Source organism: Streptomyces hazeniae, assembly GCF_031845485.1.
Classification (GTDB): domain Bacteria; phylum Actinomycetota; class Actinomycetes; order Streptomycetales; family Streptomycetaceae; genus Streptomyces; species Streptomyces hazeniae.
Genome location: NZ_JAVREQ010000014.1, coordinates 51,161 through 73,882, shown reverse-complemented (window position 1 = coordinate 73,882; position 22,722 = coordinate 51,161). Strand labels below are relative to the sequence as shown.

Below are 22,722 nucleotides of genomic sequence, written 5' to 3'. Positions count from 1 at the left end.
GGAGCATGACGACGCACGCGCACGACACCGCTCACGGCGGGGAGCACGGAGACCACGGGGAGCACGCGGACGGGCAAGAGCACGGTGCCCGGGGAGACCGGGAGCGCCTGGTCGATCTGGGCGCGCTGGGCGAGGAGTTCGCCCGGAACCCGTACCCGGTGTACGCGAAGCTCCGTGCGCAGGGCCCGGTGCACCGGGTGCGCACCCCGGAGGGGTTCGAGGCCTGGCTGGTGGTCGGCTACGACGCCGCCCGCGCCACGCTCAACGACCCGCGGCTGTCGAAGGAGTGGGACAGGGCGTCGCCGCGTCTGGGCATGCGGTCCGTGGCATCCGGCAGGCACATGCTCGCGTCCGACCCGCCCGACCACACCCGGCTGCGCAAGCTGGTGGCGCGGGAGTTCACCTCGCGTCGCGTCGAGGCGCTCGCACCCCGCGTGCGGGAGATGACCGACGCGCTGCTGGACGCGCTCCTCGCGGCACCGGGCGGACGCGGCGACCTGGTGGAGGCGCTGTCGTTCCCGCTCCCCATCGGCGTCATCTGCGAACTGCTGGGCGTGCCCGGCCTGGAGCGGGAACTGTTCCGCCGCTGGTCGAACACGGTGGTCGGCGTCGCCTCGGACGAGGAGACGCGGGCCGCGGTCGCCGCGCTCACCGACTACCTCCAGGCGCTCATCGCCCGCAAACGCGACGAACCCGGAACCGACCTGCTCAGCGGCCTGATCCGCACCACGGACGAGGACGGCGACCGGCTCGCCCCCGACGAACTGCTGGGCATGACCTGGCTGCTGCTCGTCGCGGGGCACGAGACCACGGTCAACCTGATCTCCAACGGCGTGCTCGCCCTGCTCCGTCACCCGGACCAGCTCGCGGCGCTCCGCACCGACCCGGCGCTCATCGACGCCGCCGTCGAGGAGATGCTGCGCTACGACGGACCGGTGGAGACGCCGACGTACCGCTTCACCGTGGAGCCGGTGGAGATCGGTGGGGTGACGATCCCCGGCGGCGGCGAGGTGGTGCTGCCCGTGCTCGCCGACGGCGACCGCGACCCGCAGCGGTTCCCCGAGCCGGACCGCTTCGACATCCGCCGCGGTGAGGCGCCGGCACACGGCGGGGGAGCGGCCGGTACCCGGGGCCACCTGGCCTTCGGCCACGGCGTGCACTTCTGCCTGGGAGCCCCCCTCGCGCGGCTGGAGGCGCGCGTCGCCATCGGGCGCCTGCTGGAGCGTGCGCCCCACCTCGCCCTGGACGCGGACCCGGACACGCTGCCGTGGCGCACGGGCATGCTGATGCGCGGGCCCGTACGGCTGCCCGTATGCTTCGGACCGCCCGGCGGCGCCTGAGCGCGGCCCTCCGTCCACCCCCGACCCCGGCCGCCCCGCTGCGGGGGGCCGGTGCGGCCGGGGTCGGCGCCCGTCACGGCTTGCGCGCCACCCCCGCGTACAGGGACACCTCCGCGTCCGTGAGGTCGGCGACGGACTCGTCGCCGTCCGGGCGCCAGCGGTGCGGCACGACCACGCCGGGCTCCACCAGCTCCAGCCCGTCGAAGAACCGGGACACCTCCGCGTGGCTGCGCGCCTGGCCGGTGATGTCGCTGCGCGACGCCGCGAGCTGCGAGAGCCGCTCCCACGCCGGCGGGTCCAGCTCCGGCGTGCAGTGGGAGAGCATCAGGTAGCTGCCGGACGGCAGCGCCTCCATCAGCTCGCGCACCAGGTCGTAGGGCTTGCCCTCGTCGGTGACGAAGTGCAGCAGCGCCATCATCGACAGGCCGACCGGCCGGGTGAGGTCCAACGTCTCGCGCAGCGCCGGCGCGGCCAGGATGCTCGCCGGGTCGGTGACGTCGGCGTGCACGTAGACCGTCCGGCCCTCCGGGCTGCTCTCCAGCAGCGCCTCGGAGTACGTCAGCACGATCGGGTCGTTGTCCGCGTACACCACCCGGCAGTCGGGGGCGACGGCCTGGGTGACCTGGTGCAGGTTCGGGGTGGTGGGGATGCCCGCGCCGACGTCGAGGAACTGCCGGATGCCGGCCTCCTCGGCGAGCCAGCGCGCGGCCCGCCGCATGAACCAGCGGTTCACCTGCGCGCCGGTGCGTACGCCGGGCCACAGCGCCATGACGGCCTCGGCGGCCTCCGCGTCGGCCTCGTAGTGCGTCTTCCCTCCGAGCCAGTAGTCGTACATCCGGGCGGAGTGCGGGGCGGTGGTGTCGATGCGGTCGGCGGAGTAGCGGTTGCCGGTCATGGCGGCCTCTCGGGTCACGAAGTGGGCAGGAGGAAGTCGGCTTCGCCGTTCTTGGCTCCGGCGATGAAGCTCTCGATCTCGTGGGGGGAGTAGATGAGCGCCGGTCCGTCGGGATCGCTGGACTGCCGCAGGGCCACCCGGCCGTCCGACAGCTTCAGCGCCTCCACGCAGTTGCCGCCGTTGGGGCCGCTCCACGGCTTGCGCCAGCCGACGCTGCCCAGCTCCCGGGCGGGCATGCCGTTGTAGACGCGCGGGCCGTTGCGGACGTGCGCGCCGTCCTGCCTGCGGGGGCGGTGTTCGGTGGGGGACAGGTGTTCCATGGGGGGTGGTTCAGAGCTCCTTGCGCAGGTCACCGAGGATGCGTCCGGTGTCCGCCAGGGGCGCGGCCTGTGCGCCCATCCGGTCCAGCGCCTCGAGGTAGGCCACGGTGTCGGCGCGTTCGTCGTGGTAGACGGCGCCGGTGAGGCTCTCGGTGTAGACGATGTCCGGGAGTTCGGGAATGTCGAAGCGGAAGAGCTGGAAGGGGCCGAACATGCCGGGATGCGGCCCGGCGGCGTACGGCAGGATCTGGAGGGAGATGTTCGGCGCGGCCGCCGCCTCGGCCAGCCGGTCGATCTGCCCGCGCATCACCGCGGCCCCGCCGACCGGGCGCCGCAGCACCGTCTCGTCGAGTACCGCCCACAGCCGGACGTCCTTCCGCCGGGCCAGCAGCGACTGCCGCGCCATGCGGAGCGCGACGCGCCGGTCCAGCTCCTCGTCGGGGGCGCCGGGGAAGCCGACGCGCAGCAGGGCCCGGGCGTAGTCCTCGGTCTGCAACAGCCCCGGAACGCACTGGGGTTCGTAGGCGCGGATGACCGACGCCGATTCCTCCAGGCTCACGTACAGGCTGAACCAGCTCGGCAGCACGTCGCGGAACCGGTGCCACCAGCCGGGGTTGTTGGCCTCCTCGACGAGGGAGAGGAAGGCGAGACCCTCCGCGTGGCCGACGCCGTAGACCTGGAGCAGCTTCTCCACGTACACCGGTTTCAGGCCGACTTCGGCCTTCTCCATCCGGCGCACCGTGGTCGGGTTGACGCGCAGCGCCTCCGCGGCCCGGTCGAAGCTGACCCCGGCCTTCTCGCGCAGGTCACGCAGCCGCAGACCCAGAACGATCTGCCCCACCGTGGGGGCCGAACGTGTCTCCGGCACGGCGGAACCCTCCCCTCGCCTCGACGGGCGGCCCGGCACACGGCGTCCCCCAACGCCTCAACCGCCCCTGCTGCCGGAAAGTGTGACACGCCGTCCGGGCAACGAACAGACTGCCCTCGCTATTCTGCAATTTGCAGAACGGGTCTTGCCATCCCAACTCCCGGGAATGGATAGTGAGAACCGACGGCCCGGCGCGGCAGCGCCGTGCGCGCCTCTGCGGACGGCGCGCGCCCCTGCGGACGGAAGGCGGAAGTGTCGTGCCCCCATCTCGTGGCACAGCGGTACTGACGCTCCCGGGCGACGCCGGACCGGGCTTCCTCGCCGCGGACTTCGAACTCGACGCGGAGGGCACCGCGGTCGCGGACGCCCGCCGCCGCGTCCGGCGCCAGCTGCGCCGCTGGGCCTTCCCCGCGGACGTCTGCGACACCGCCCAGCTCCTCGTCTCCGAACTCTTCACCAACGCCGTACTGCACACGGACAGTTCGCGCGTGAGCTGCGTACTGCGCGCGGGGGGCAGCCAACTGCGGGTGGAGGTGCGGGACGACGGCAGTGGCGCCCGCGATCCGCTGCCCTGCTGGGCGACCCCGGAGGACGAGCACGGCCGCGGGCTGCTCCTCGTCGACACCTTCGCCGAGGAGTGGGGCGTCGACCGGGCCGGCCCGGGCGCGGGCTGCGTGGTCTGGTTCGAACTCGGGCACCTCGCCACCTGATCCGTCCCGGACCCGGCGCCCCGGGCGATAGGTTCGGCCCATGGTCACCACGGCGGACACCTTCGACGGCGCACTGGAGAAGTGGCGGGACTGGCAGCGCAGCCCGTGGGGCCGGCTGCGCTACACCCTGGCCGCGCACAACCTCGCCCGCCACCTGCCCGCGCCGGGCGGGCAGCAGCCCCTGCGCATCCTGGACCTGGCCGGCGCCGACGGCGGCGACGCCGTGCCGCTCGCCCGAGCCGGCCACCGCGTCACGATCGCCGACTACTCGCCCGGCATGCTCGCCGCGGCCCGCGAGCGTGCCGCCGCGGCCGGCGTCGCCGAGCGGGTCACCACCGTCGAGACCGACGTCTTCGACCTCCCCGCGCCGCTGCGCGACGGCGGCTGGGACGCGGTCCTGTGCCACAACCTGCTGCAGTACGTGACCGAGGTGGAACCCGCGCTGCGCGCCGCCACCGCCCCGCTGCGCCCCGGCGGGCTGCTGTCCCTGATGGCCATCAACCGCCACTCCGTGCCGCTCGCCCTCGCCGTCCGCGACCTCGACCCGGCCGCGGCGCTCGAGGCGCTGGACGACCGCCGCGGCCGGACGGTGACCTTCGACGCCCCGGTCGTCCTGCACACCGCGGAAGAGGTCCGCGCGGTCCTGCGCACACTGGGCCACCATGAGCCCGCCCACTACGGCATCCGTACGGTCGCCGACCACATCACCGACGACGACCGCAAGCGGGAGCCCGGCTTCTACGCCGGTCTGGAAGCCCTCGAACTGGCGCTCACCGACCGCGACCCCTACGTGCACACGGCGCGCCTCTTCCAGCTCGTGAGCCGCTCGGCCTGAGGGCCCGCGCCGCCCGACGCCGCGGATGCCCCCGGCACCGGTGCGCCGTTCCATGGTCAGGCGGGTCCGGGCCCGGCCCGCCCGGACCATTGACGGGACGGTCGGCTGCCGCTGGAGTGTACGGGCGCGGGACCCGGTGTCCGCCCGCCGGGCACCGGTGGCCGATACTTGCCGGGAAGTCCGCCGGGCGCCCCCACGGCCCGCGGACCAGGTCACAGGAGGTGGATCTACGCGTGTCCAGGGTGGAGAAGCGCCGCCGCAGGCGTGCCGGGTGGGCCCGGGTCGCCGGAGCGGCCATGGCGGCCGTCGTCGTCGCCGGACTCGCCGGGTGCAGCAGCACGGGCGGCAAGCAGGCGGAGGAACGGCGGGAGCAGGCCCTGGAGGGCGGCGGGACCGCGGTGAACACGCCGCGCTGGAAGGTCGCCATGGTGACCCACTCCGGTGACGGCGACACCTTCTGGGACATCGTGCAGAACGGCGCCGAGATGGCCGCCCGCAAGGACAACATCGAGTTCCTCTACGCCCACGACAAGGACGCCGGCCGCCAGGCGCAGCTGGTGAAGTCCATGGTCGACAAGCAGGTGGACGGGCTGATCGTCACCCTCGCCAAACCGGAGGCGATGAAGGACGTCGTGCGCCGGGCCACGAAGGCCGGCATACCGGTGATCACCATCAACTCCGGGCAGGACCGGTACGAGGAGTTCGGCGCCCTCACCCACATCGGCCAGGACGAGGTCGTCGCGGGCGAGGCGGTCGGCGAGGAGCTGAACGCCCGCGGCCGCGAGCGGGCCCTGTGCGTGGTCCACGAGCAGGGCAACGTGGGACTCGACCAGCGGTGCACCGGCGTCGAGAACACCTTCGACGGCGAGATCGACCGGCTCTACGTGGAGGGCACCAACATGCCGTCGGTGGAGTCGTCGATCTCCGCCAAGCTCCAGTCGGACGAGAAGATCGACTCCGTCGTCGCCCTCGGGGCCCCGTTCGCCGCCACCGCCGCGAAGTCCGTCGACCAGACCGGCAGCAAGGCCGAGGTCGCGACCTTCGACCTCAACGCCCAGGTCGTCGACGGCCTCAAGGACGGTACGATCCGCTTCGCCGTCGACCAGCAGCCCTACCTCCAGGGCTACGAGGCGGTCGACCTGATGTGGCTCCGGCTCTACAACGACGACGTGCTCGGCGGCGGCCGCCCGGTGCTCACCGGCCCGCAGATCGTCACCCCCGAGGACGCCCCCGAACTGGAGAAGTACACCAAGCGGGGTACCCGGTGACGGCTGCTCCGCTTCCCGTTCCGGACAAGACGGACGAGGACGGCCCGCTGCGGGCCCGCTCGCTGCCGCGCCGCCTGATGAGCCGCCCGGAGCTGGGCGCGGTGATGGGCGCGGTCGCCGTCTTCGTGTTCTTCGCCCTCGTCGCCGACAGCTTCCTGCGGGCGGCCAGCCTGTCCACCGTGCTGTACGCCTCGTCCACCATCGGGATCATGGCCGTGCCGGTCGCGCTGCTGATGATCGGCGGCGAGTTCGACCTGTCCGCGGGCGTCATGGTCGCCACCTCCGCGCTGGTGTCCTCGCAGTTCAGCTACCAGATGACGGCCAACGTCTGGGTCGGCGCCGGCGTCTCGCTGCTGGTCACCCTCGCCTTCGGCGCCTTCAACGGCGTGACGCTGACCCGCACCAGGCTGCCCAGCTTCATCATCACGCTGGGCACCTTCCTCATGCTCACCGGCCTCAACCTGGGCCTCACCAAACTGATCAGCGGCACCGTCTCCACCCGCAGCATCGCCGACATGGAGGGCTTCGACTCCGCGCACGCCGTCTTCGCCTCCCAGCTCACCCTGTTCGGCGTGGACTTCCCGATCACCATCCTGTGGTGGTTCGCGCTGGTCGCCGTCGCCACCTGGATCCTGCTGCGCACCCGCGTCGGCAACTGGGTCTTCGCCGTCGGCGGCAACGCCCCCGCCGCCCGCGCGGTCGGCGTCCCCGTGTCCCGCACGAAGATCGGCCTGTACCTCGGCGTCGCCCTCGCCGCCTGGATCTCCGGACAGCACCTGCTCTTCAACTACGACGTCGTCCAGTCCTCCGAGGGCGTCGGCAACGAGCTGATCTACATCGCCGCCGCCGTCATCGGCGGCTGCCTGCTCACCGGCGGCTACGGCTCCGCGGTGGGCGCCGCCGTCGGCGCGTTCATCTTCGGCATGACCAGTAAGGGCATCGTCTACGCCCAGTGGGACCCGGACTGGTTCAAGTTCTTCCTGGGGGCGATGCTGCTGCTCGCCACCCTGCTCAACGCGTGGATCCGCAAACGGGCGGAGGCGAGCTGACATGACCACCGAGAACCAGCCCCTGATCGAGCTGCGGGACGTCGACAAGGCGTACGGCAACGTGACCGCCCTGACCGGAGTCTCGCTCCAGGTCCGCGCGGGAGCGATCACGTGCGTGCTCGGCGACAACGGCGCCGGCAAGTCCACCCTGATCAAGATCGTCTCCGGGCTGCACGGCCACGACGCGGGTTCCCTGCTCGTGGACGGCGAGGAGACCCGGTTCGCCTCGCCCCGCGAGGCCCTGAACCGCGGCATCGCCACCGTCTACCAGGACCTCGCCGTCGTCCCGCTGATGCCCGTCTGGCGGAACTTCTTCCTCGGCTCCGAGCCCCGGCGCGGCCGCGGGCCCCTCGCCCGGCTGGACGTCGACGCCATGCGCCGCACCACCCGCGACGCGCTGGCCCGCCTGGGCATCACGCTGCGCGACGTCGACCAGCCGATCGGCACCCTCTCCGGCGGCGAGCGGCAGTGCGTCGCCATCGCCCGGGCGGTGCACTTCGGCGCCCGCGTGCTCGTCCTCGACGAGCCCACCGCCGCGCTCGGCGTGAAGCAGTCCGGGATGGTGCTCAAGCACGTCGCCACCGCCCGCGACCAGGGCCTCGGCGTGGTCCTCATCACCCACAACCCGCATCACGCGTACCTGGTGGGGGACCGGTTCGTGCTGCTCAAGCGGGGTGAGATGGCCGGCAGCCACGCCCGGGACGCGATCAGCCTGGACGAGCTGACCCGCCAGATGGCGGGCGGCAGCGAGCTGGAGCAGCTCAGCCACGAACTGGAGCGCTCGTGACACAATCGGTTTCCGCGGGCACCGTCCGCCCGGAGTCCCGGCGCGCCCGCCACGGGAGGCGCTGACCGGGCGCCGGTCCGCCCAGCCCACAGACCACCGTGACCAGGCAGAGACGAGACGAGAAGGTGCGCGCAACCACGCCCCGCCCGGGCCGCATCCGGCCCCGCCCTCGCCCCCGCACCGCCGGCGGTCCGGAGGCCGGGCCGTGAGCAGCCGCGGCGACCGCGTCTACCGGCGTGCCACCACCGGCACCAGCGCGCTGCGCACGGTCAGCACCCGCGAACGGCGCTCGCCGCACTCCGCGCCCCGCGTGCCCACCGTCGGCATCGACATCGGCGGCACCAAGGTCATGGCGGGGGTGGTGGACGCCGACGGGCAGATCCTGGAACGGGTGCGCACCGAGACCCCCGACAAGTCCAAGAGCCCCAAGGTCGTCGAGGACACCATCGCGGAACTCGTGCTGGACCTCTCCGACCGGCACGACGTGCACGCCGTCGGCATCGGCGCCGCAGGCTGGGTGGACGCCGACCGTTCCCGCGTGCTCTTCGCCCCGCACCTCGCCTGGCGCGACGAGCCGCTCAAGGACGCCCTCACCTCCCGCCTCGCCGTGCCGGTGATGGTCGACAACGACGCCAACACCGCCGCCTGGGGCGAATGGCGTTTCGGCGCCGGGCGCGGCGAGGACCACCTCGTCATGATCACCCTCGGCACCGGGATCGGCGGCGCCATCCTGGAGGACGGACGGGTCAAACGCGGCAAGTACGGGGTCGCCGGCGAGTTCGGCCACATGCAGGTCGTGCCCTCCGGCCACCGCTGCCCCTGCGGGAACCGCGGCTGCTGGGAGCAGTACAGCTCCGGCAACGCCCTGGTCCGCGAGGCCCGCGAACTGGCCGCCGCCGAGTCGCCGGTCGCCTACGGCATCCTCGACGAGGTCGGCGGCCGGGTGGAGGAGATCACCGGCCCGCTCATCACCGACCTGGCCCGGCGCGGCGACGCCATGTGCGTCGAGCTGCTCCAGGAGATCGGCCACTGGCTCGGCATCGGCATCGCCAACCTCGCCGCCGCCCTCGACCCGTCCTGCTTCGTCATCGGCGGCGGCGTCAGCGCCGCCGACGACCTGCTGATCGGGCCCGCCCGTGACGCCTTCCGCCGCCACCTCACCGGACGCGGCTACCGCCCCGAGGCACGACTGGTCAAGGCGCAGCTCGGCCCCGAGGCCGGCATGGTCGGCGCCGCCGACCTCGCCCGGCTCGTCGCCCGCCGCTTCCGCCGCGCCAACCGGCGCCGCCTGGAACGCTACGAACGCTACGAACGCGCCGCCGACAACATCCGCCGGGCGGTGGGCCAGTGAGAACCACCGCCCCGCCCGCCGTCCCGCCCGCCGACCGGCCCCCGCACCGCCCCAAGCACCGCGTGCTGGCGCTGTGCGTCGTGGTCCTGCTCATCGCGATCCCCGCCGGCTACCTGGTGCAGTCCGCGTTCGTGAGCCGGGACAGCGGCGAGAACAAGCAGCGTGAGGCCGCTCTGAGCAACCTGCACTACGAATGGCCCAGCAAGGTGCAGCGACGCGTCTACGAGGTGCCGATCCCCAAGGGCTCCAGCTACGTGGCCTATTGGGAGTCCAACGCCTGGGAGAAGAGCAGCCTGCACGTCCAGTTCCGCACCTCCCAGAAGAACCTCGCACGCTTCCTCCGCGACGTCGGCACCGACCGCGAGGCGCTGCGCGAGGGCGAGGTCGCCATCAGCCGGGAACAGGCCGAGCGGGTCGGCTGGGACCTGCGCGCCGACGGCCGCACCTACGCGGGCGTGGTGCACGAGCAGCCCGAGCCCGCGCCCGACCTGCGCATCGCCGTGGACACCACGCCCGACAAGCGCCCCCGCGTCTACGTCGTCTCCACCGTCGGCTTCTGACCCGGCCCCGACACCGCGTCCCGGAAGCTCCGCCACCCGGGGCGCGGGGCACGCCGCGCGGTCGATACCGTGACCCGGGTGAGCGAGACCAAGACCCTCCAGTACCGGACCGACGGCCCCGACGGCGCGCCGCTGATCGTCCTCGGTCCCGCCCTCGGCGCGACGTGGCACATGTGGGACCGCCAGATACCCGAGCTGACCCGGCACCGGCGGGTACTGCGCTTCGACTTCCCCGGGCACGGCGGCGCCCCCGCCCACCCGGCCCTGTCGGCCGCCGAACTCGCAGAACGGCTGATCGTCACCTTCGACGCCCTCGGGGTCGAGCGCTTCGCCTACGCCGGCTGTTCGCTCGGCGGCGCCGTCGGCGCCGAACTGGCCCTCGCCCACCCGCACCGCGTCTCGTCGCTCGCGCTGCTGTCCTCCGCGCCGCGCTACGGCACCCCGGACGCGTGGCGGCAGCGCGGCGTGGTGATCCGTACGAACGGGCTGGACCCGGTTGCCCGCAGCACCCCGGAGCGCTGGTTCACGCCGGGCTTCGCCACCGCGCAGCCCGCGATCGTCGACTGGGCCGTGCAGATGGTCCGCACGACCGACCCGGGCTGCTACATCGCGGCCTGCGAGGCGCTGGCCGCGTTCGACATCCGCGACGCCCTGCCCCGCATCGGCGTGCCCGCCCTGGTGGTGGCCGGGGCCGACGACCGCGTCACACCGCCCTCCGACGCCCGCGCCCTGGTCGCCGGCATCCCGGACGCGCGTCTGGCCCTGGTGCCCGGCGCCTCCCACCTGGTGCCGGTCGAGCAGCCCGCCGCCGTCACCGACCTGCTCGTCACCCACCTCGGCGCCGAGACGCCCGGCGAGCCGCAGCGCGGCACCGGCCGGCCGCAGCCGGTGGGTGCGCCCCCGGCCGTGCGGCCGGTGATGCCTCCGCCGCCGCCCGTGGCCGTCGCCGAGCTGGAGGCGGGCGCCTCCGCAGGCATCCGCCGCGACCCGTACGAGGCGGGGCTCAAGGTGCGGCGCGAGGTGCTCGGCGACGGCTTCGTGGACCGCGCGCTGGCGGAGGCCGACGACGTCACGCGCGACTTCGAGGACTTCGCCACCCGCTACGCCTGGGGCGAGGTCTGGGACCGGCCGGGCATCGACCGCCGCACGCGCTCCGTGGTCACCCTCACCGCGCTCACCGCCGGCGGCCACCTCGACGAGCTGGCCCTCCACGTACGGGCCGCGCTGCGCAACGGCCTGACACCGGTGGAGATCACCGAGGTGCTGCTGCACGCCGGCGTCTACTGCGGCCTTCCCGCCGCGCGGGCCGCCTTCGCCGTCGCCCGGGACGTCGTCCGTGAGGAGACCGCGCCCGAGGACGACCCGGACGACGCCTGAGACCGCCCGACGTCCCACGAGGCGTGCGCGGCGTGCGGGACGGCGGGACGTGCGGGGCGTACGGGACCTGCGCGGCGTGCGGGACGTGCGGGGCGGTACACAATGGCCCGCATGGAGCTGATGAAGAAGGGCCACGCCTGCGTACGGCTGACGAAGGAGGGCCGCACCCTCGTCGTCGACCCCGGCGGCTTCTCCGAGGAGGACGCCGCGCTCGGCGCCGACGCCGTCCTGGTCACCCACGAGCACCCCGACCACTTCGACCCCGGGCGGCTGCGCACCGCGATGGAGGCCAACCCCGCCGCCGAGATCTGGACGCTCCGCAGCGTCGCCGAGCAGCTCGCCGGCGCCTTCCCCGGCCGGGTCCACACCGTCGGCCACGGCGACCGGGTCGACGCCGCCGGGTTCGAGGTCGAGGTGCACGGCGAGCTGCACGCGGTCATCCATCCCGACATCCCCCGCATCACCAACGTGGGCTACGTCGTCGACGGCGCCGTCTTCCATCCCGGAGACGCCCTGACCGTGCCCGGCCGTCCGGTGGACACGCTGCTGCTGCCGGTCCACGCCCCGTGGAGCAAGGTCTCCGAGGTCATCGACTACCTGCGCGAGGTACGGCCGCGGCTGGCCTACGACGTGCACGACGGCCTCCTCTCGCAGCAGGCGCACGGCGTCTACGGGCGGATGCTGGGCCCGGACGGACCCGGTGTCGGCGGCGCCGCACACACGCGGCTGGAACCGGGCGACTCCGTCGTCGTCAGTGCCGGGCGGTAGGTTTGCGGGCATGCGCATCGCCACCTGGAACGTGAACTCCGTCGGGGCCCGCCTTCCCCGTCTGCTGGACTGGCTCGAGTCCGCCGCGCCGGACGTCGTGTGCCTCCAGGAGCTCAAGTGCGACACCGACGCCTTCCCGGAGGCGGAGCTGCGCGAGCGGGGTTACGAGTCGGCCACCCTGTGCTCGGGACGGTGGAACGGCGTGGCCGTGCTCTCCCGCGTGGGCCTGACCGACGCGGTGCCCGGGCTGCCCGGCGGCCCGGAGTACGACGGCGGGCAGGAGGCCCGCGCCCTCACCGCCACCTGCGACGGCGTGCGCGTGACCTCGGTGTACGTGCCGAACGGCCGCGAGGTGGGCCACCCGCACTTCGCCTACAAGCTCCAGTGGCTGGAGGCGCTGCGCAAGGCCGCCGAGCCGGACGCCGCCGGTGCGCGGCCGTACGCCGTGCTCGGCGACTTCAACGTCGCCCCCACCGACGACGACGTCTACGACGTCGCCGCCTTCGAGGGTTCCACCCACGTCACGGAGGAGGAGCGGGCGGCGCTGGCCGCGCTGCGCGACGCCGGCCTGTCCGACGTCTTCCCGCGGCCGCTGAAGTACGACCACCCGTTCACCTACTGGGACTACCGGCAGCTGTGCTTCCCCAAGAACCGCGGCATGCGCATCGACCTGGTGTACGGCAACGCGCCGTTCACCTCGGCCGTACGGGACGCCTACGTCGACCGGGAGGCCCGCAAGGGCAAGGGGCCGTCCGACCACGCCCCGGTCGTCGTGGACCTGGAGCTCTGAGACCGCCCGCCCCGGAGGGAGGGCGGGCGGTAGGGGAACACCGGCGGGCGCCGCGGGCCGCGCGCCCTGTGGTGCAGACCGCACGCGGGGTGACACGCTGGCGGTATGCACATTCCATTCCTCGAGCACTGGCGCAGACGGCACGGCGACACCACGCACGGCACGGGCTTCGCGAACGCGCTCTCCGACGACCCCGAGGGCGTCGCCGAGCTGCTCTCGGAGTGCGAGCTGCTGCGTGACCACGCTGAACGCGCCGGCGTCGAACTGGACGACTCCGCCGAGTCGCTGGCCGCCCTCGACCAGCTCTTCCCGCTGTGGCGCGACGACACGGAAGCCGCGAACTGGCTCGGCAGCGACGCCGGCCTCTACCTGGGCACGGTGCTGGTGCGGACCGTGCCCGGCTCCTCCTGGCAGTTGTGGGAGACCGGCCAGCCGGTCGTCCGGCTGCCGTCCGGGCTCGAGGTGGACGTGCTGGAGGAGGGCCGCGCGTGGGCGGCCACCGGCACCCCCGAACTCGCCCAGCTCTACGCGGAACTCTCCGACGACTGAGCCTCGCGCTCCTCCTCCGGATCCTCGTCGGCCGGCCGGGGAGCCGGAGTGGTCGCCGCCCGCGTCACGTCCCCGACCAGCTCGACCACGTCCGGTCCGTAGGCCGACGAGTTGAGCACCTTCAGCAGCAGGCAGAACGTGCCCTTCCGCCCGTACTTGCGGATCAGCCGCGTCTCGTGACGGGCCAGGTAGCGGGCCGCCGCCTGGTTCGTGATGCCCGTCTGCCCGGCGATGAGGAACACCGGCCGGGTCTCTTCGCCGCCGCCGGCGGTGAGCCGGGCCAGCAGCACGTGTTCGGCACCGCCCTTGTCCATGACGTACCGCTCGCCACCGACGGTGAACGCCGCCCGCCCGGGACCCGGTTCGGCATCGGTGTTCACCAGGACGCCGGGGAGGAGCGACTGCAGGTGCGCCGCCGTGCGGGCGTTGGAGGCGGGCCCGCCGACGCAGAACTCGGTGCGCTCCCCGAACCCCTGCAGCGCGGTGTCGTGCGTGACGATGTCGGCGTGCGCCCCGCAGTCCTTGATCAGGGCGGAGAGCTCCAGCAGGGCGAACACGTCGCGTCGCGCCACCGACCAGGAGGACGCGGCCGGATCACGGTTGACGATCAGCAGGCACTCGGAGTGCGGCAGCAGCCCGTAGAACCGCTGTCTGCGGCGAAGTCTGCGCCGCCACAGGTACGTGCGGGCGAACCAGCCGAGAGCCGCCGTGATGCCCGCGGCCAGTATCCCGAGCACGATCTCGCGCATGTCATCTGTCATGAGGCGGGAGCGTACATGTCACGAGTTTCGGCGGGTCCGGGCCGGGATGCAGACGCCGGGAAGGAGGCGGGTCTACGCTGCGCGCACGCACGTGACTGGAGGTTCCTCGGATGCGCCGTCGTTCCGTCCGCCTGTCGGCCCTGATCACCGCAGTGGCGGCAGTGGGTTCCCTGTCCGTCGCGGCCGCGCCGGCCGCACCACCGCCGTCCGACCGCGGGACGCCGCCCAAGGAGCCGGTCGCCGTCGGCTACGGCGGCGCCGTGGCGAGCGTCGACCCCGACGCCTCCGCCATCGGCGTCGACGTCCTGAGACGAGGCGGCAACGCCGTCGACGCGGCCGTGGCCACCGCCGCCGCACTCGGTGTCACCGAGCCGTTCTCCGCCGGAATCGGCGGCGGCGGCTACTTCGTCTACTTCGACGCCGACAGCGGCCGCGTCCACACCCTCGACGGCCGCGAACGCGCCCCGCTGAGCGCCGACGAGTCGCTGTTCCTGGAGAACGGCGAGCCGCTGCCGTTCGACGAGGCCGTCACCAGCGGCCTCAGCGTCGGCACCCCCGGCACCCCCGCCACCTGGGACGCGGCCCTCGACGCGTGGGGCACCACGTCGCTGCGCAAGGCCGTCAGGCCCGCGGCGAAGCTCGCCCACCGCGGCTTCACCGTCGACGAGACCTTCCGCTCGCAGGTCGCCGACAACGAGGAGCGGTTCCGAGACTTCCCCGCCAGCGCCGAACTGTTCCTGCCCGGCGGCGAACTCCCCGAGGTCGGCTCCACGATCCGCAACAAGGACCTGGCCCGCACGTACACCAAGCTCGGCCGTCGGGGCGTGGACGCCTTCTACCGGGGCCCGCTCGCGCGCGACATCGCCGACACCGTCCAGGACCCGAAGGTCGCCGAGGGCGCCGAACGCGTCGTGCGGCCCGGCGACATGACGGCGCGCGACCTGCGCGCGTACGACGTGAAGTTCCAGGACCCGACGCACGTCGACTACCGCGGCCTGGACGTGTACGGCATGGCGCCGTCGTCCTCCGGCGGCACCACCGTCGGCGAGGCGCTGAACATCATGGAGAACCAGGACCTCTCCGAGGCGTCGAAGAAGGAGTTCCTGCACCACTACCTGGAGGCCAGCAAGCTCGCCTACGCCGACCGCGGCCGGTGGCTCGGCGACGCGGCCTACGAGGACGTGCCCGTCGAGGGCCTGCTGTCCCAGGAGTTCGCCGACGCCCGCGCCTGCCTCGTCGACGACGAGAAGGCGATGCAGAGCCCCGTCGCCTTCGGCGACCCGCGCGACCCGGCAGGCTGCGAGCGCGGCGACCAGGTCGCCCCGCTCACCTACGAGGGCACCAGCACCACGCACCTGACGACCGCCGACCGGTGGGGCAACGTCGTGTCGTACACCCTCACCATCGAGCAGATCGGCGGCAGCGCGATGACCGTGCCCGGCCGCGGTTTCCTGCTCAACAACGAGCTGACCGACTTCTCCTTCGCCCCGGCCGCCGAGGACGTGCCCGACCCGAACCTCCCCGGCCCCGGCAAGCGGCCCCGCTCGTCGATGTCGCCCACCATCGTGCTGGAGGACGGCAAGGCCGCCTTCGCCCTCGGCTCGCCGGGCGGCTCCACCATCATCACCACGGTGCTCCAGACGCTGGTCAACCGCGTCGACCGCGACATGAGCCTCCCCGAGGCCATCGCCGCGCCGCGTGCCACCCAGCGCAACACCGAGGAGACGCTGCTGGAGAAGGACCTGTACGACAGTTCCGTGCGCGGCGAACTGGAGGACATGGGCCACCTGTTCGCGGAGACCGGCGAGATCGGCGCCGCCACCGGCATCGAGCGCCTGGGCCGTGGCAAGTGGCTGGCCGCCGCCGAGCCGGAGCGCCGCGGCGCCGGCTCCGCCATGGTCCCCCACCCGGTGCGCCAGGACCGGTGACGCGCCGCCAGGCGTAGCGCCCGCACCGCCAGGGGTGTGTGGTCCGTGCCCGCCGCAGGGCACGGACCACACACCCCTGTTCGCGTGCGAACTGCTCCGTACGCCGTACACCGGGAAGATCGTTCCGGCGACCTCGCGTCGATGCCCTTGCCACCGTCGGTGACGGGATCTACGGTCGCATCCTCACGCTGATCTACGCGAGTCGATCCGCGTGTTCGTACCGCGGGGCCACCGCCTACGCCCGGACTCGAGGAGCAGCTCATGCCCGACATCGTGCGCGCCGCACTCGTACAGGCCACCTGGACCGGCGACACCGAGTCGATGATCGACAAGCACGAGCAGCACGCACGGGAGGCGGCCCGGCAGGGCGCGAGAGTGATCGGCTTCCAGGAGGTCTTCAACGCGCCGTACTTCTGCCAGGTGCAGGACCCCGAGCACTACAAGTGGGCGGAGCCGGTACCCGACGGGCCGACCGTGCGGCGGATGCAGGACCTCGCCCGCGAGCTGAGCATGGTGATCGTCGTACCGGTCTTCGAGGTCGAGCAGTCGGGCTTCTACTACAACACCGCGGCCGTCATCGACGCCGACGGCACGGTGCTCGGCACCTACCGCAAGCACCACATCCCGCAGGTCAAGGGCTTCTGGGAGAAGTACTACTTCAAGCCCGGCAACCTCGGCTGGCCGGTCTTCGACACGGCCGTGGGCAAGGTCGGCGTCTACATCTGCTACGACCGCCACTTCCCGGAGGGCTGGCGCGCGCTCGGCCTGGCCGGGGCGCAGCTCGTCTACAACCCCTCCGCCACCTCCCGCGGCCTGTCCGCCTACCTGTGGCAGCTGGAGCAGCCGGCCGCCGCGGTCGCCAACGAGTACTTCATCGCCGCCATCAACCGCGTCGGTCAGGAGGAGTACGGCGACAACGACTTCTACGGCACCAGCTACTTCGTCGACCCGCGCGGCCAGTTCGTCGGCGAGGTCGCCAGCGACAAGGAGGAGGAACTCGTCGTCCGCGACCTGGACATGTCGATGATCGACGAGGTCCGGCAGCAGTGGGCCTTCTACCGCGACCGGCGGCCGGACGCCTACGACGGGCTGGTGCAGCCGTGAGCGACGTGCACTCCGCGGGCGACCTGCACTCCGCGGGCGACCTGCACCACCGGCACCGGGCCGTGATGCCGGACTGGCTCGCCCTCTACTACGACCGCCCGATGGAGATCACCCACGGCGAGGGCCGGCACGTCTGGGACGCCGAAGGCAACCGCTACCTGGACTTCTTCGGCGGCATCCTCACCACCATGACCGCCCACGCGCTGCCCGAGGTCACCAAGGCGGTCGCCGAGCAGGCCGGGCGCATCCTGCACACCTCCACCCTCTACCTCGACCGCCACATGGTCGAGCTGGCCGAACGCGTCGCCGCCCTGTCCGGCATCCCCGACGCCCGGGTCTTCTTCACCACCTCCGGCACCGAGGCCAACGACGCCGCCCTCCTGCTGGCGACCACGTACCGCCGCTCCAACCAGGTGCTGGCGCTGCGCAACAGCTACCACGGCCGTTCCTTCTCCGCCGTCGGCATCACCGGCAACAGCGCCTGGTCGCCCACCAGCCTCTCCCCGCTCCAGACGCTCTACGTGCACGGCGGCGTGCGCAGCCGCGGCCCGTACGCGCACCTGGACGACGACGCGTTCACCGCCGCCTGCGTGGCGGACCTGCGGGACATGCTGGGGCAGACGCGCGGGGGCGTGGCGGCGCTGATCGCCGAGCCCGTGCAGGGGGTCGGCGGCTTCACCTCCGGCCCGGACGGGTTGCTCGCCGCGTTCCGCGAGGTGCTCGACGCGCACGGCATCCTGTGGATCTCCGACGAGGTGCAGACCGGCTGGGGCCGCACCGGGGATCACTTCTGGGGCTGGCAGGCCCACGACCGCGCGGGGCCGCCCGACATGCTGACGTTCGCCAAGGGCATCGGCAACGGCATGTCCGTCGGCGGCGTCGTCGCCCGTGCCGAGGTGATGAACTGCCTGGACGCCAACTCCATCTCCACCTTCGGCGGCAGCCCGGTCACCATGGCCGCCGCGCAGGCCAACCTCAACCACCTCCTCGAACACGACCTCCAGGGCAACGCCCGCCGCGTCGGCGGCCTGCTGCTCGAACGACTCCGTGCCGCCGTCGCCGGCCTGGACGTCGTCCGCGAGGTACGCGGCCGCGGCCTGATGATCGGCCTCGAACTGGTCCGCCCCGGCACCGACGAGCCCTCGCCGGAGGCCGCCTCCCTGGTCCTGGAGGCCGCCCGTGAAGGCGGACTGCTCATCGGCAAGGGCGGCAGCCACCTCGGCAGCGTGCTGCGCATCGCCCCGCCGCTGTCACTGACCGTCGCCGAGGCGGAGGAGGGCGCCGGAATCCTGCAGCGCGCCCTGGAGACGGCGCAGACCCGACTCGAAGGGAACGCACGCGCATGAGCAGCAGCAACCGCACCGTCGTCCGGGGCGGGCTGGTCGTCACCGCCGCCGACGAACTCCACGCCGACGTGCTGATCGAGGACGGCCGCGTCGCCGCGCTCGCCGCACACGGCAGCGAGGCCGCCGCCGGCTGGACGGCCGGGAACGTCATCGACGCGACGGGCAGGTACGTGCTGCCGGGCGGCGTCGACGTGCACACCCACATGGAGCTGCCGTTCGGCGGCACCTTCGCCTCCGACACCTTCGAGACCGGCACCCGCGCCGCCGCCTGGGGCGGCACCACCACCATCGTCGACTTCGCCGTCCAGACCCAGGGGCACGCGCTGCGCGAGGGGCTGGACCAGTGGCACGCCAAGGCCGACGCCAAGTGCGCGATCGACTACGCGTTCCACATGATCGTCTCCGACGTCAACGACGCGACGCTCAAGGAGATGGACCTGCTCGTGGAGGAGGGCATCACCTCCTTCAAGCTGTTCATGGCCTACCCCGGCGTCTTCTACAGCGACGACGGCCAGATCCTGCGCGCCATGCAGCGCGGCGCCGACAACGGCGCGCTCACGATGATCCACGCCGAGAACGGCATCGCCATCGACGTCCTGGTGCAGCAGGCCCTGGACGCCGGTCGTACCGACCCGCGTCACCACGGCGAGGTCCGCAAGGTGCTGCTGGAGGCGGAGGCCACCCACCGCGCCATCCAGCTCGCCCGCGTCGCCGGCGCACCGCTGTACGTGGTGCACGTCTCGGCGGCGGAGGCCGTCGCCGAACTCGCCGCAGCCCGGGACAAGAACCTCCCCGTCTTCGGGGAGACCTGTCCGCAGTACCTCTTCCTGTCCACCGACAACCTGGCGGAACCCGACTTCGAGGGTGCCAAGTACGTGTGCAGCACCCCGCTGCGGCCCCGCGAGCACCAGGCCGCGCTGTGGCGGGGCCTGCGCACCGACGACCTCCAGGTGGTCTCCACCGACCACTGCCCGTTCTGCTTCAACGGCCAGAAGGAACTGGGCCGCGGCGACTTCTCCAAGATCCCCAACGGCATGCCGGGCGTCGAGCACCGTATGGACCTGCTGCACCAGGCGGTGCTGGACGGCCACATCAGCCGGCGCCGCTGGATCGACATCGCCTGCGCGACCCCGGCGCGGATGTTCGGCCTCTACCCGAAGAAGGGCACCATCGCCCCCGGCTCGGACGCCGACATCGTCCTCTACGACCCCACCGCCGAGCAGACCCTCTCGGTCGAGACCCACCACATGAACGTCGACTACTCCGCCTACGAGGGCAAGCACGTCACCGGACGGGTCGAGACGGTGCTCTCCCGCGGCCACACCGTGATCGACCGGCGGGAGTACACCGGCCACGCCGGCCACGGCCAGTACACCCCGCGCGGCACCTGCCAGTTCCTCGCCTGACCCGGAACGGCCCCGGGAATCCCCGGGGCCCGGCACCCGACAGGAGACCACCGACCATGGACTTCGGCCTCGTCCTGCAGACCGACCCGCCCGGCGCCGCGACCGTCGGCCTGATGCGCCGCGCCGAGCGCAACGGCTTCCGCTACGGCTGGACGTTCGACTCCGCCGTTCTCTGGCAGGAGCCGTACGTCATCCACAGCCGCATCCTGGCCAACACCCAGCGGCTGATCGTCGGCCCCATGGTGACCAACCCGGGCACCCGCACCTGGGAGGTCACCGCCTCCACCTTCGCCACGCTCAACGAGATGTACGGCAACCGCACCGTCTGCGGCATCGGCCGCGGCGACTCCGCGATGCGCGTCGCCGGGCGCAAGCCCAACACCCTCGCGCGGCTCAGCGAGGCCATGTCCGTCATCCGCGACCTGGCCGAGGGCCGCGAGGCCGTCGTCGACGGCACCCCGCTCCGGCTGCCCTGGGTGGCCGGCTCCCGGCTTCCGGTCTGGATGGCCGCCTACGGCCCCAAGGCGCTCGCGATGGCCGGACGCGAGGCCGACGGCTTCATCCTGCAGCTCGCCGACCCCTACCTCACCGAGTGGATGGTCAAGGCCGTACGGCAGGCCGCGGCCGACGCCGGACGCGACCCCGACGAGGTCACCGTGTGCGTCGCCGCCCCCGCCTACGTCACCGAGGACGCGAGCGACGCGGCGATGGCCCACGCCCGCGAACAGTGCCGCTGGTTCGGCGGCATGGTGGGCAACCACGTCGCCGACCTCGTCGCCCGCTACGGCGAGGAGTCCTCCCTCGTCCCCGCCGCGCTGACCTCCTACATCAAGGCGCGGCACGGCTACGACTACGCCCACCACGGGCGGGCCGGCAACCCCGACACCGAGTTCGTGCCGGACGAGATCGTCGACCGCTTCTGTCTCGTCGGCCCCGTGGAGACGCACCTGGAACGGCTGCGGGCCCTGCGGGAACTCGGCGTCGACCAGTTCGCCGTGTACGCCATGCACGACGCCCGGGAAGCGGTCGTCGACGCCTACGGCGAGCACATCGTCCCCGTCCTGCACGACGGACCCGCGACCTCGTGAGGTGAACGCATGACCGGCACCGCCCCCGCGAAGTCAGACCGGCCGTCCGACGGCGGTACCGCCACGCCGGACGGCCGGGTGGAGCTGCCGCCCGGCGCGATACCCGCGGACAGCCGCTTCGCCAACGCCGACCTGTACCCCGTGCCGGTCGCCGAACGCCGCTGGACGACGTACAACTTCGCCGCCCTGTGGGTCGGCATGGCCGTCAACATCCCCTCCTGGACGCTCGCCTCCGGCCTCATCGCGCTCGGCATGGACTGGAAACAGGCCGTGCTCACCATCGCGCTGGCCAACGTCATCGTGCTGCTGCCGATGCTGCTCACCGGTCACGCCGGACCGAAGTACGGCATCCCCTTCCCCGTCCTGGCCCGCGCCTCGTTCGGCGTGGTCGGCGCGAACCTGCCCGCGTTGCTGCGCGGCCTCGTCGCCTGCGCCTGGTTCGGCATCCAGACCTGGATCGGCGGCCAGTCCATCTTCTTCCTCGCCGGGAAGATCTTCGGCGAGGGCAGCTGGTGGGTGCTGGCGGGGGAGACCTTCGGCTACCCGTGGACGCAGTGGCTGTCGTTCCTGCTGTTCTTCCTCATCGAGGTCGTGGTCATCGTCCGCGGCATGGATGCCGTCCGCCACCTGGAGAACTGGGCGGCGCCGCTGATGCTGCTCGGCGCACTGGCGCTGCTGTGGTGGATCGCCGACAAGGCCGGCGGGTTCGGACCGCTGCTCGACCAGCCCTCGCAGCTCGGCTGGGGTGCCGACTTCTGGCCGGTCTTCTTCCCCGCCCTGATGGGCATGATCGGCTTCTGGTCCACCCTGTCGCTCAACATCCCCGACTTCACCCGCTTCGGCGCCGGCCAGCGTTCCCAGGTCTGGGGCCAGACCCTCGGACTGCCGACCACCATGGCGGCGTTCGCCCTGCTCTCCGTCCTGGTCACCTCGGGCTCGCAGGCCGTCTACGGCGAACCCGTCTGGGACCCCAGCCAGTTGGCCGCGCGGATGGACAGCACGGTCGGCGTGCTCTTCGCGCTGTTCGTCGTCCTGATGGCCACGCTGAGCACCAACATCGCCGCCAACCTGGTCAGTCCCGCGTACGACCTGTCCAACCTCGCGCCGCGCCTGATCACCTTCCGCACCGGCGCGCTGCTGGCCTGCGTCATCGGCGTGGTCATCTTCCCGTGGAAGCTGATCGAGAACCCGTCGGTCTACATCTTCACCTGGCTCGGCACCGTCGGCGGACTGCTCGGCACGGTCGGCGGCATCCTCATCGCCGACTACTGGCTGGTGCGCCGCACCCGGCTCGAACTGGCCGACCTCTACCGCCCGGACGGCGTGTACTGGTACAGCGGCGGCTGGAACTGGCGTGCCCTCGTCGCCTTCGCGGCCGGCGGCACGCTCGCGGTGGGCGGCTCCTCCTCCGCCCCGGGCTCCGGCCCCTTCCCCGCGGACGGCCTGATCCCCGTGCTGGAGCCGCTCGTCGACTACGGCTGGGCCGTCGGCCTCAGCAGCTCCGCCCTGCTCTACCTCGTGCTGACGGCCGCCTTCCGTCCGCGCGGTGCCGGACGGAAGACGGCTGCGGGACCTCAGTAGCCGTTGGGTCGAGCACGCCGGGGAGGCCGCGGTGCCGCCCG

The 22,722-nt window shown here is 72.7% G+C and carries 22 protein-coding genes; 18 read left to right on the top strand and 4 right to left on the bottom strand.

Translation table 11 applies throughout. The features are described 5' to 3' along the window. The first annotated feature begins 5 nt into the window (after positions 1 to 5). A complete protein-coding gene (locus RM572_RS16560; RefSeq protein ID WP_311674126.1) occupies positions 6 to 1,340 on the top strand; it encodes a cytochrome P450 family protein in 1,335 nt (444 codons plus the stop codon). Positions 1,341 to 1,413: 73 nt separating this feature from the next. Here the strand turns inward: RM572_RS16560 and RM572_RS16555 are convergent, their stop codons facing one another. Genes RM572_RS16555 through RM572_RS16545 form a run of 3 tightly spaced genes read right to left on the bottom strand, consistent with a single transcriptional unit; the run spans position 1,414 to position 3,423 of the window. After that, on the bottom strand, positions 1,414 to 2,235 hold the full coding sequence (locus RM572_RS16555) for an SAM-dependent methyltransferase (RefSeq protein ID WP_311674125.1): 822 nt from the start codon (positions 2,233 to 2,235) through the stop codon (positions 1,414 to 1,416). A gap of 14 nt (positions 2,236 to 2,249) precedes the next feature. After that, on the bottom strand, positions 2,250 to 2,555 hold the full coding sequence (locus RM572_RS16550) for a DUF397 domain-containing protein (protein ID WP_311674124.1): 306 nt from the start codon (positions 2,553 to 2,555) through the stop codon (positions 2,250 to 2,252). A 10-nt stretch (positions 2,556 to 2,565) separates the two neighbouring features. Then, positions 2,566 to 3,423 (bottom strand): helix-turn-helix domain-containing protein, encoded by an 858-nt coding sequence (locus RM572_RS16545; RefSeq protein ID WP_311674123.1) that lies wholly within the window; start codon positions 3,421 to 3,423, stop codon positions 2,566 to 2,568. Positions 3,424 to 3,680: 257 nt separating this feature from the next. Here RM572_RS16545 and RM572_RS16540 point away from each other — a divergent pair, with 257 nt between their 5' ends. The 11 genes from RM572_RS16540 (at position 3,681) to RM572_RS16490 (ending at position 13,467) form a co-directional block, all read left to right on the top strand. After that, positions 3,681 to 4,133: an ATP-binding protein gene (locus RM572_RS16540; RefSeq protein ID WP_311674122.1), complete on the top strand. Its 453-nt coding sequence runs from the start codon at positions 3,681 to 3,683 to the stop codon at positions 4,131 to 4,133. A gap of 40 nt (positions 4,134 to 4,173) precedes the next feature. Next, positions 4,174 to 4,968 (top strand): class I SAM-dependent methyltransferase, encoded by a 795-nt coding sequence (locus RM572_RS16535; RefSeq protein WP_311674121.1) that lies wholly within the window; start codon positions 4,174 to 4,176, stop codon positions 4,966 to 4,968. Positions 4,969 to 5,264: 296 nt separating this feature from the next. Continuing rightward, the gene (locus RM572_RS16530; protein ID WP_311674203.1) at positions 5,265 to 6,236 is read left to right on the top strand and encodes a sugar ABC transporter substrate-binding protein; all 972 of its coding nucleotides are present in this window, start codon (positions 5,265 to 5,267) and stop codon (positions 6,234 to 6,236) included. Between the two features lie 77 nt (positions 6,237 to 6,313). Next, on the top strand, positions 6,314 to 7,285 hold the full coding sequence (locus RM572_RS16525) for an ABC transporter permease (RefSeq protein ID WP_311674202.1): 972 nt from the start codon (positions 6,314 to 6,316) through the stop codon (positions 7,283 to 7,285). Position 7,286: 1 nt separating this feature from the next. After that, a complete protein-coding gene (locus tag RM572_RS16520) occupies positions 7,287 to 8,072 on the top strand; it encodes an ATP-binding cassette domain-containing protein (RefSeq protein ID WP_311674120.1) in 786 nt (261 codons plus the stop codon). Between the two features lie 205 nt (positions 8,073 to 8,277). Then, positions 8,278 to 9,423 carry an ROK family glucokinase gene (locus RM572_RS16515; RefSeq protein WP_027762077.1) on the top strand — a complete coding sequence of 382 codons (1,146 nt, stop codon included), beginning with the start codon at positions 8,278 to 8,280 and terminating at the stop codon, positions 9,421 to 9,423. Next, on the top strand, positions 9,420 to 9,983 hold the full coding sequence (locus RM572_RS16510; protein WP_311674119.1) for a hypothetical protein: 564 nt from the start codon (positions 9,420 to 9,422) through the stop codon (positions 9,981 to 9,983). Before RM572_RS16515 ends, RM572_RS16510 begins: the two co-directional genes overlap by 4 nt. A 78-nt stretch (positions 9,984 to 10,061) precedes the next feature. Continuing rightward, positions 10,062 to 11,360, top strand: a complete 1,299-nt coding sequence (pcaDC, locus tag RM572_RS16505; protein WP_311674118.1) for a bifunctional 3-oxoadipate enol-lactonase/4-carboxymuconolactone decarboxylase PcaDC — start codon at positions 10,062 to 10,064, stop codon at positions 11,358 to 11,360. A gap of 111 nt (positions 11,361 to 11,471) precedes the next feature. Beyond that, the gene (locus tag RM572_RS16500; protein WP_311674117.1) at positions 11,472 to 12,128 is read left to right on the top strand and encodes an MBL fold metallo-hydrolase; all 657 of its coding nucleotides are present in this window, start codon (positions 11,472 to 11,474) and stop codon (positions 12,126 to 12,128) included. A gap of 10 nt (positions 12,129 to 12,138) precedes the next feature. Continuing rightward, positions 12,139 to 12,918, top strand: a complete 780-nt coding sequence (locus RM572_RS16495) for an exodeoxyribonuclease III (protein WP_311674116.1) — start codon at positions 12,139 to 12,141, stop codon at positions 12,916 to 12,918. A 105-nt stretch (positions 12,919 to 13,023) separates the two neighbouring features. Continuing rightward, positions 13,024 to 13,467, top strand: coding sequence for a DUF6278 family protein (locus RM572_RS16490; protein WP_311674115.1), 444 nt, complete (start codon positions 13,024 to 13,026; stop codon positions 13,465 to 13,467). On the opposite strand, the gene RM572_RS16485 is transcribed toward RM572_RS16490, so the two are convergent. Further along, a complete protein-coding gene (locus RM572_RS16485; protein ID WP_311674114.1) occupies positions 13,443 to 14,228 on the bottom strand; it encodes a hypothetical protein in 786 nt (261 codons plus the stop codon). The genes RM572_RS16490 and RM572_RS16485 overlap by 25 nt on opposite strands. A gap of 110 nt (positions 14,229 to 14,338) precedes the next feature. On the opposite strand from RM572_RS16485, the gene ggt reads away from it, so the two are divergent. From ggt to RM572_RS16455, 6 genes are all read left to right on the top strand, one after another. Further along, positions 14,339 to 16,156: a gamma-glutamyltransferase gene (gene ggt / locus RM572_RS16480; RefSeq protein WP_311674113.1), complete on the top strand. Its 1,818-nt coding sequence runs from the start codon at positions 14,339 to 14,341 to the stop codon at positions 16,154 to 16,156. A gap of 261 nt (positions 16,157 to 16,417) precedes the next feature. Next, positions 16,418 to 17,260, top strand: a complete 843-nt coding sequence (locus tag RM572_RS16475; RefSeq protein WP_136181711.1) for a nitrilase-related carbon-nitrogen hydrolase — start codon at positions 16,418 to 16,420, stop codon at positions 17,258 to 17,260. Positions 17,261 to 17,325: 65 nt separating this feature from the next. Continuing rightward, on the top strand, positions 17,326 to 18,606 hold the full coding sequence (locus RM572_RS16470) for an aspartate aminotransferase family protein (protein WP_051307681.1): 1,281 nt from the start codon (positions 17,326 to 17,328) through the stop codon (positions 18,604 to 18,606). Next, the gene (gene hydA, locus RM572_RS16465; protein ID WP_311674112.1) at positions 18,603 to 20,012 is read left to right on the top strand and encodes a dihydropyrimidinase; all 1,410 of its coding nucleotides are present in this window, start codon (positions 18,603 to 18,605) and stop codon (positions 20,010 to 20,012) included. Before RM572_RS16470 ends, hydA begins: the two co-directional genes overlap by 4 nt. 56 nt (positions 20,013 to 20,068) lie before the next feature. Beyond that, positions 20,069 to 21,100 (top strand): TIGR03842 family LLM class F420-dependent oxidoreductase, encoded by a 1,032-nt coding sequence (locus RM572_RS16460; protein WP_027762086.1) that lies wholly within the window; start codon positions 20,069 to 20,071, stop codon positions 21,098 to 21,100. Positions 21,101 to 21,109: 9 nt separating this feature from the next. Further along, the gene (locus tag RM572_RS16455; RefSeq protein WP_311674111.1) at positions 21,110 to 22,681 is read left to right on the top strand and encodes an NCS1 family nucleobase:cation symporter-1; all 1,572 of its coding nucleotides are present in this window, start codon (positions 21,110 to 21,112) and stop codon (positions 22,679 to 22,681) included. Positions 22,682 to 22,722 lie beyond the last annotated feature (41 nt).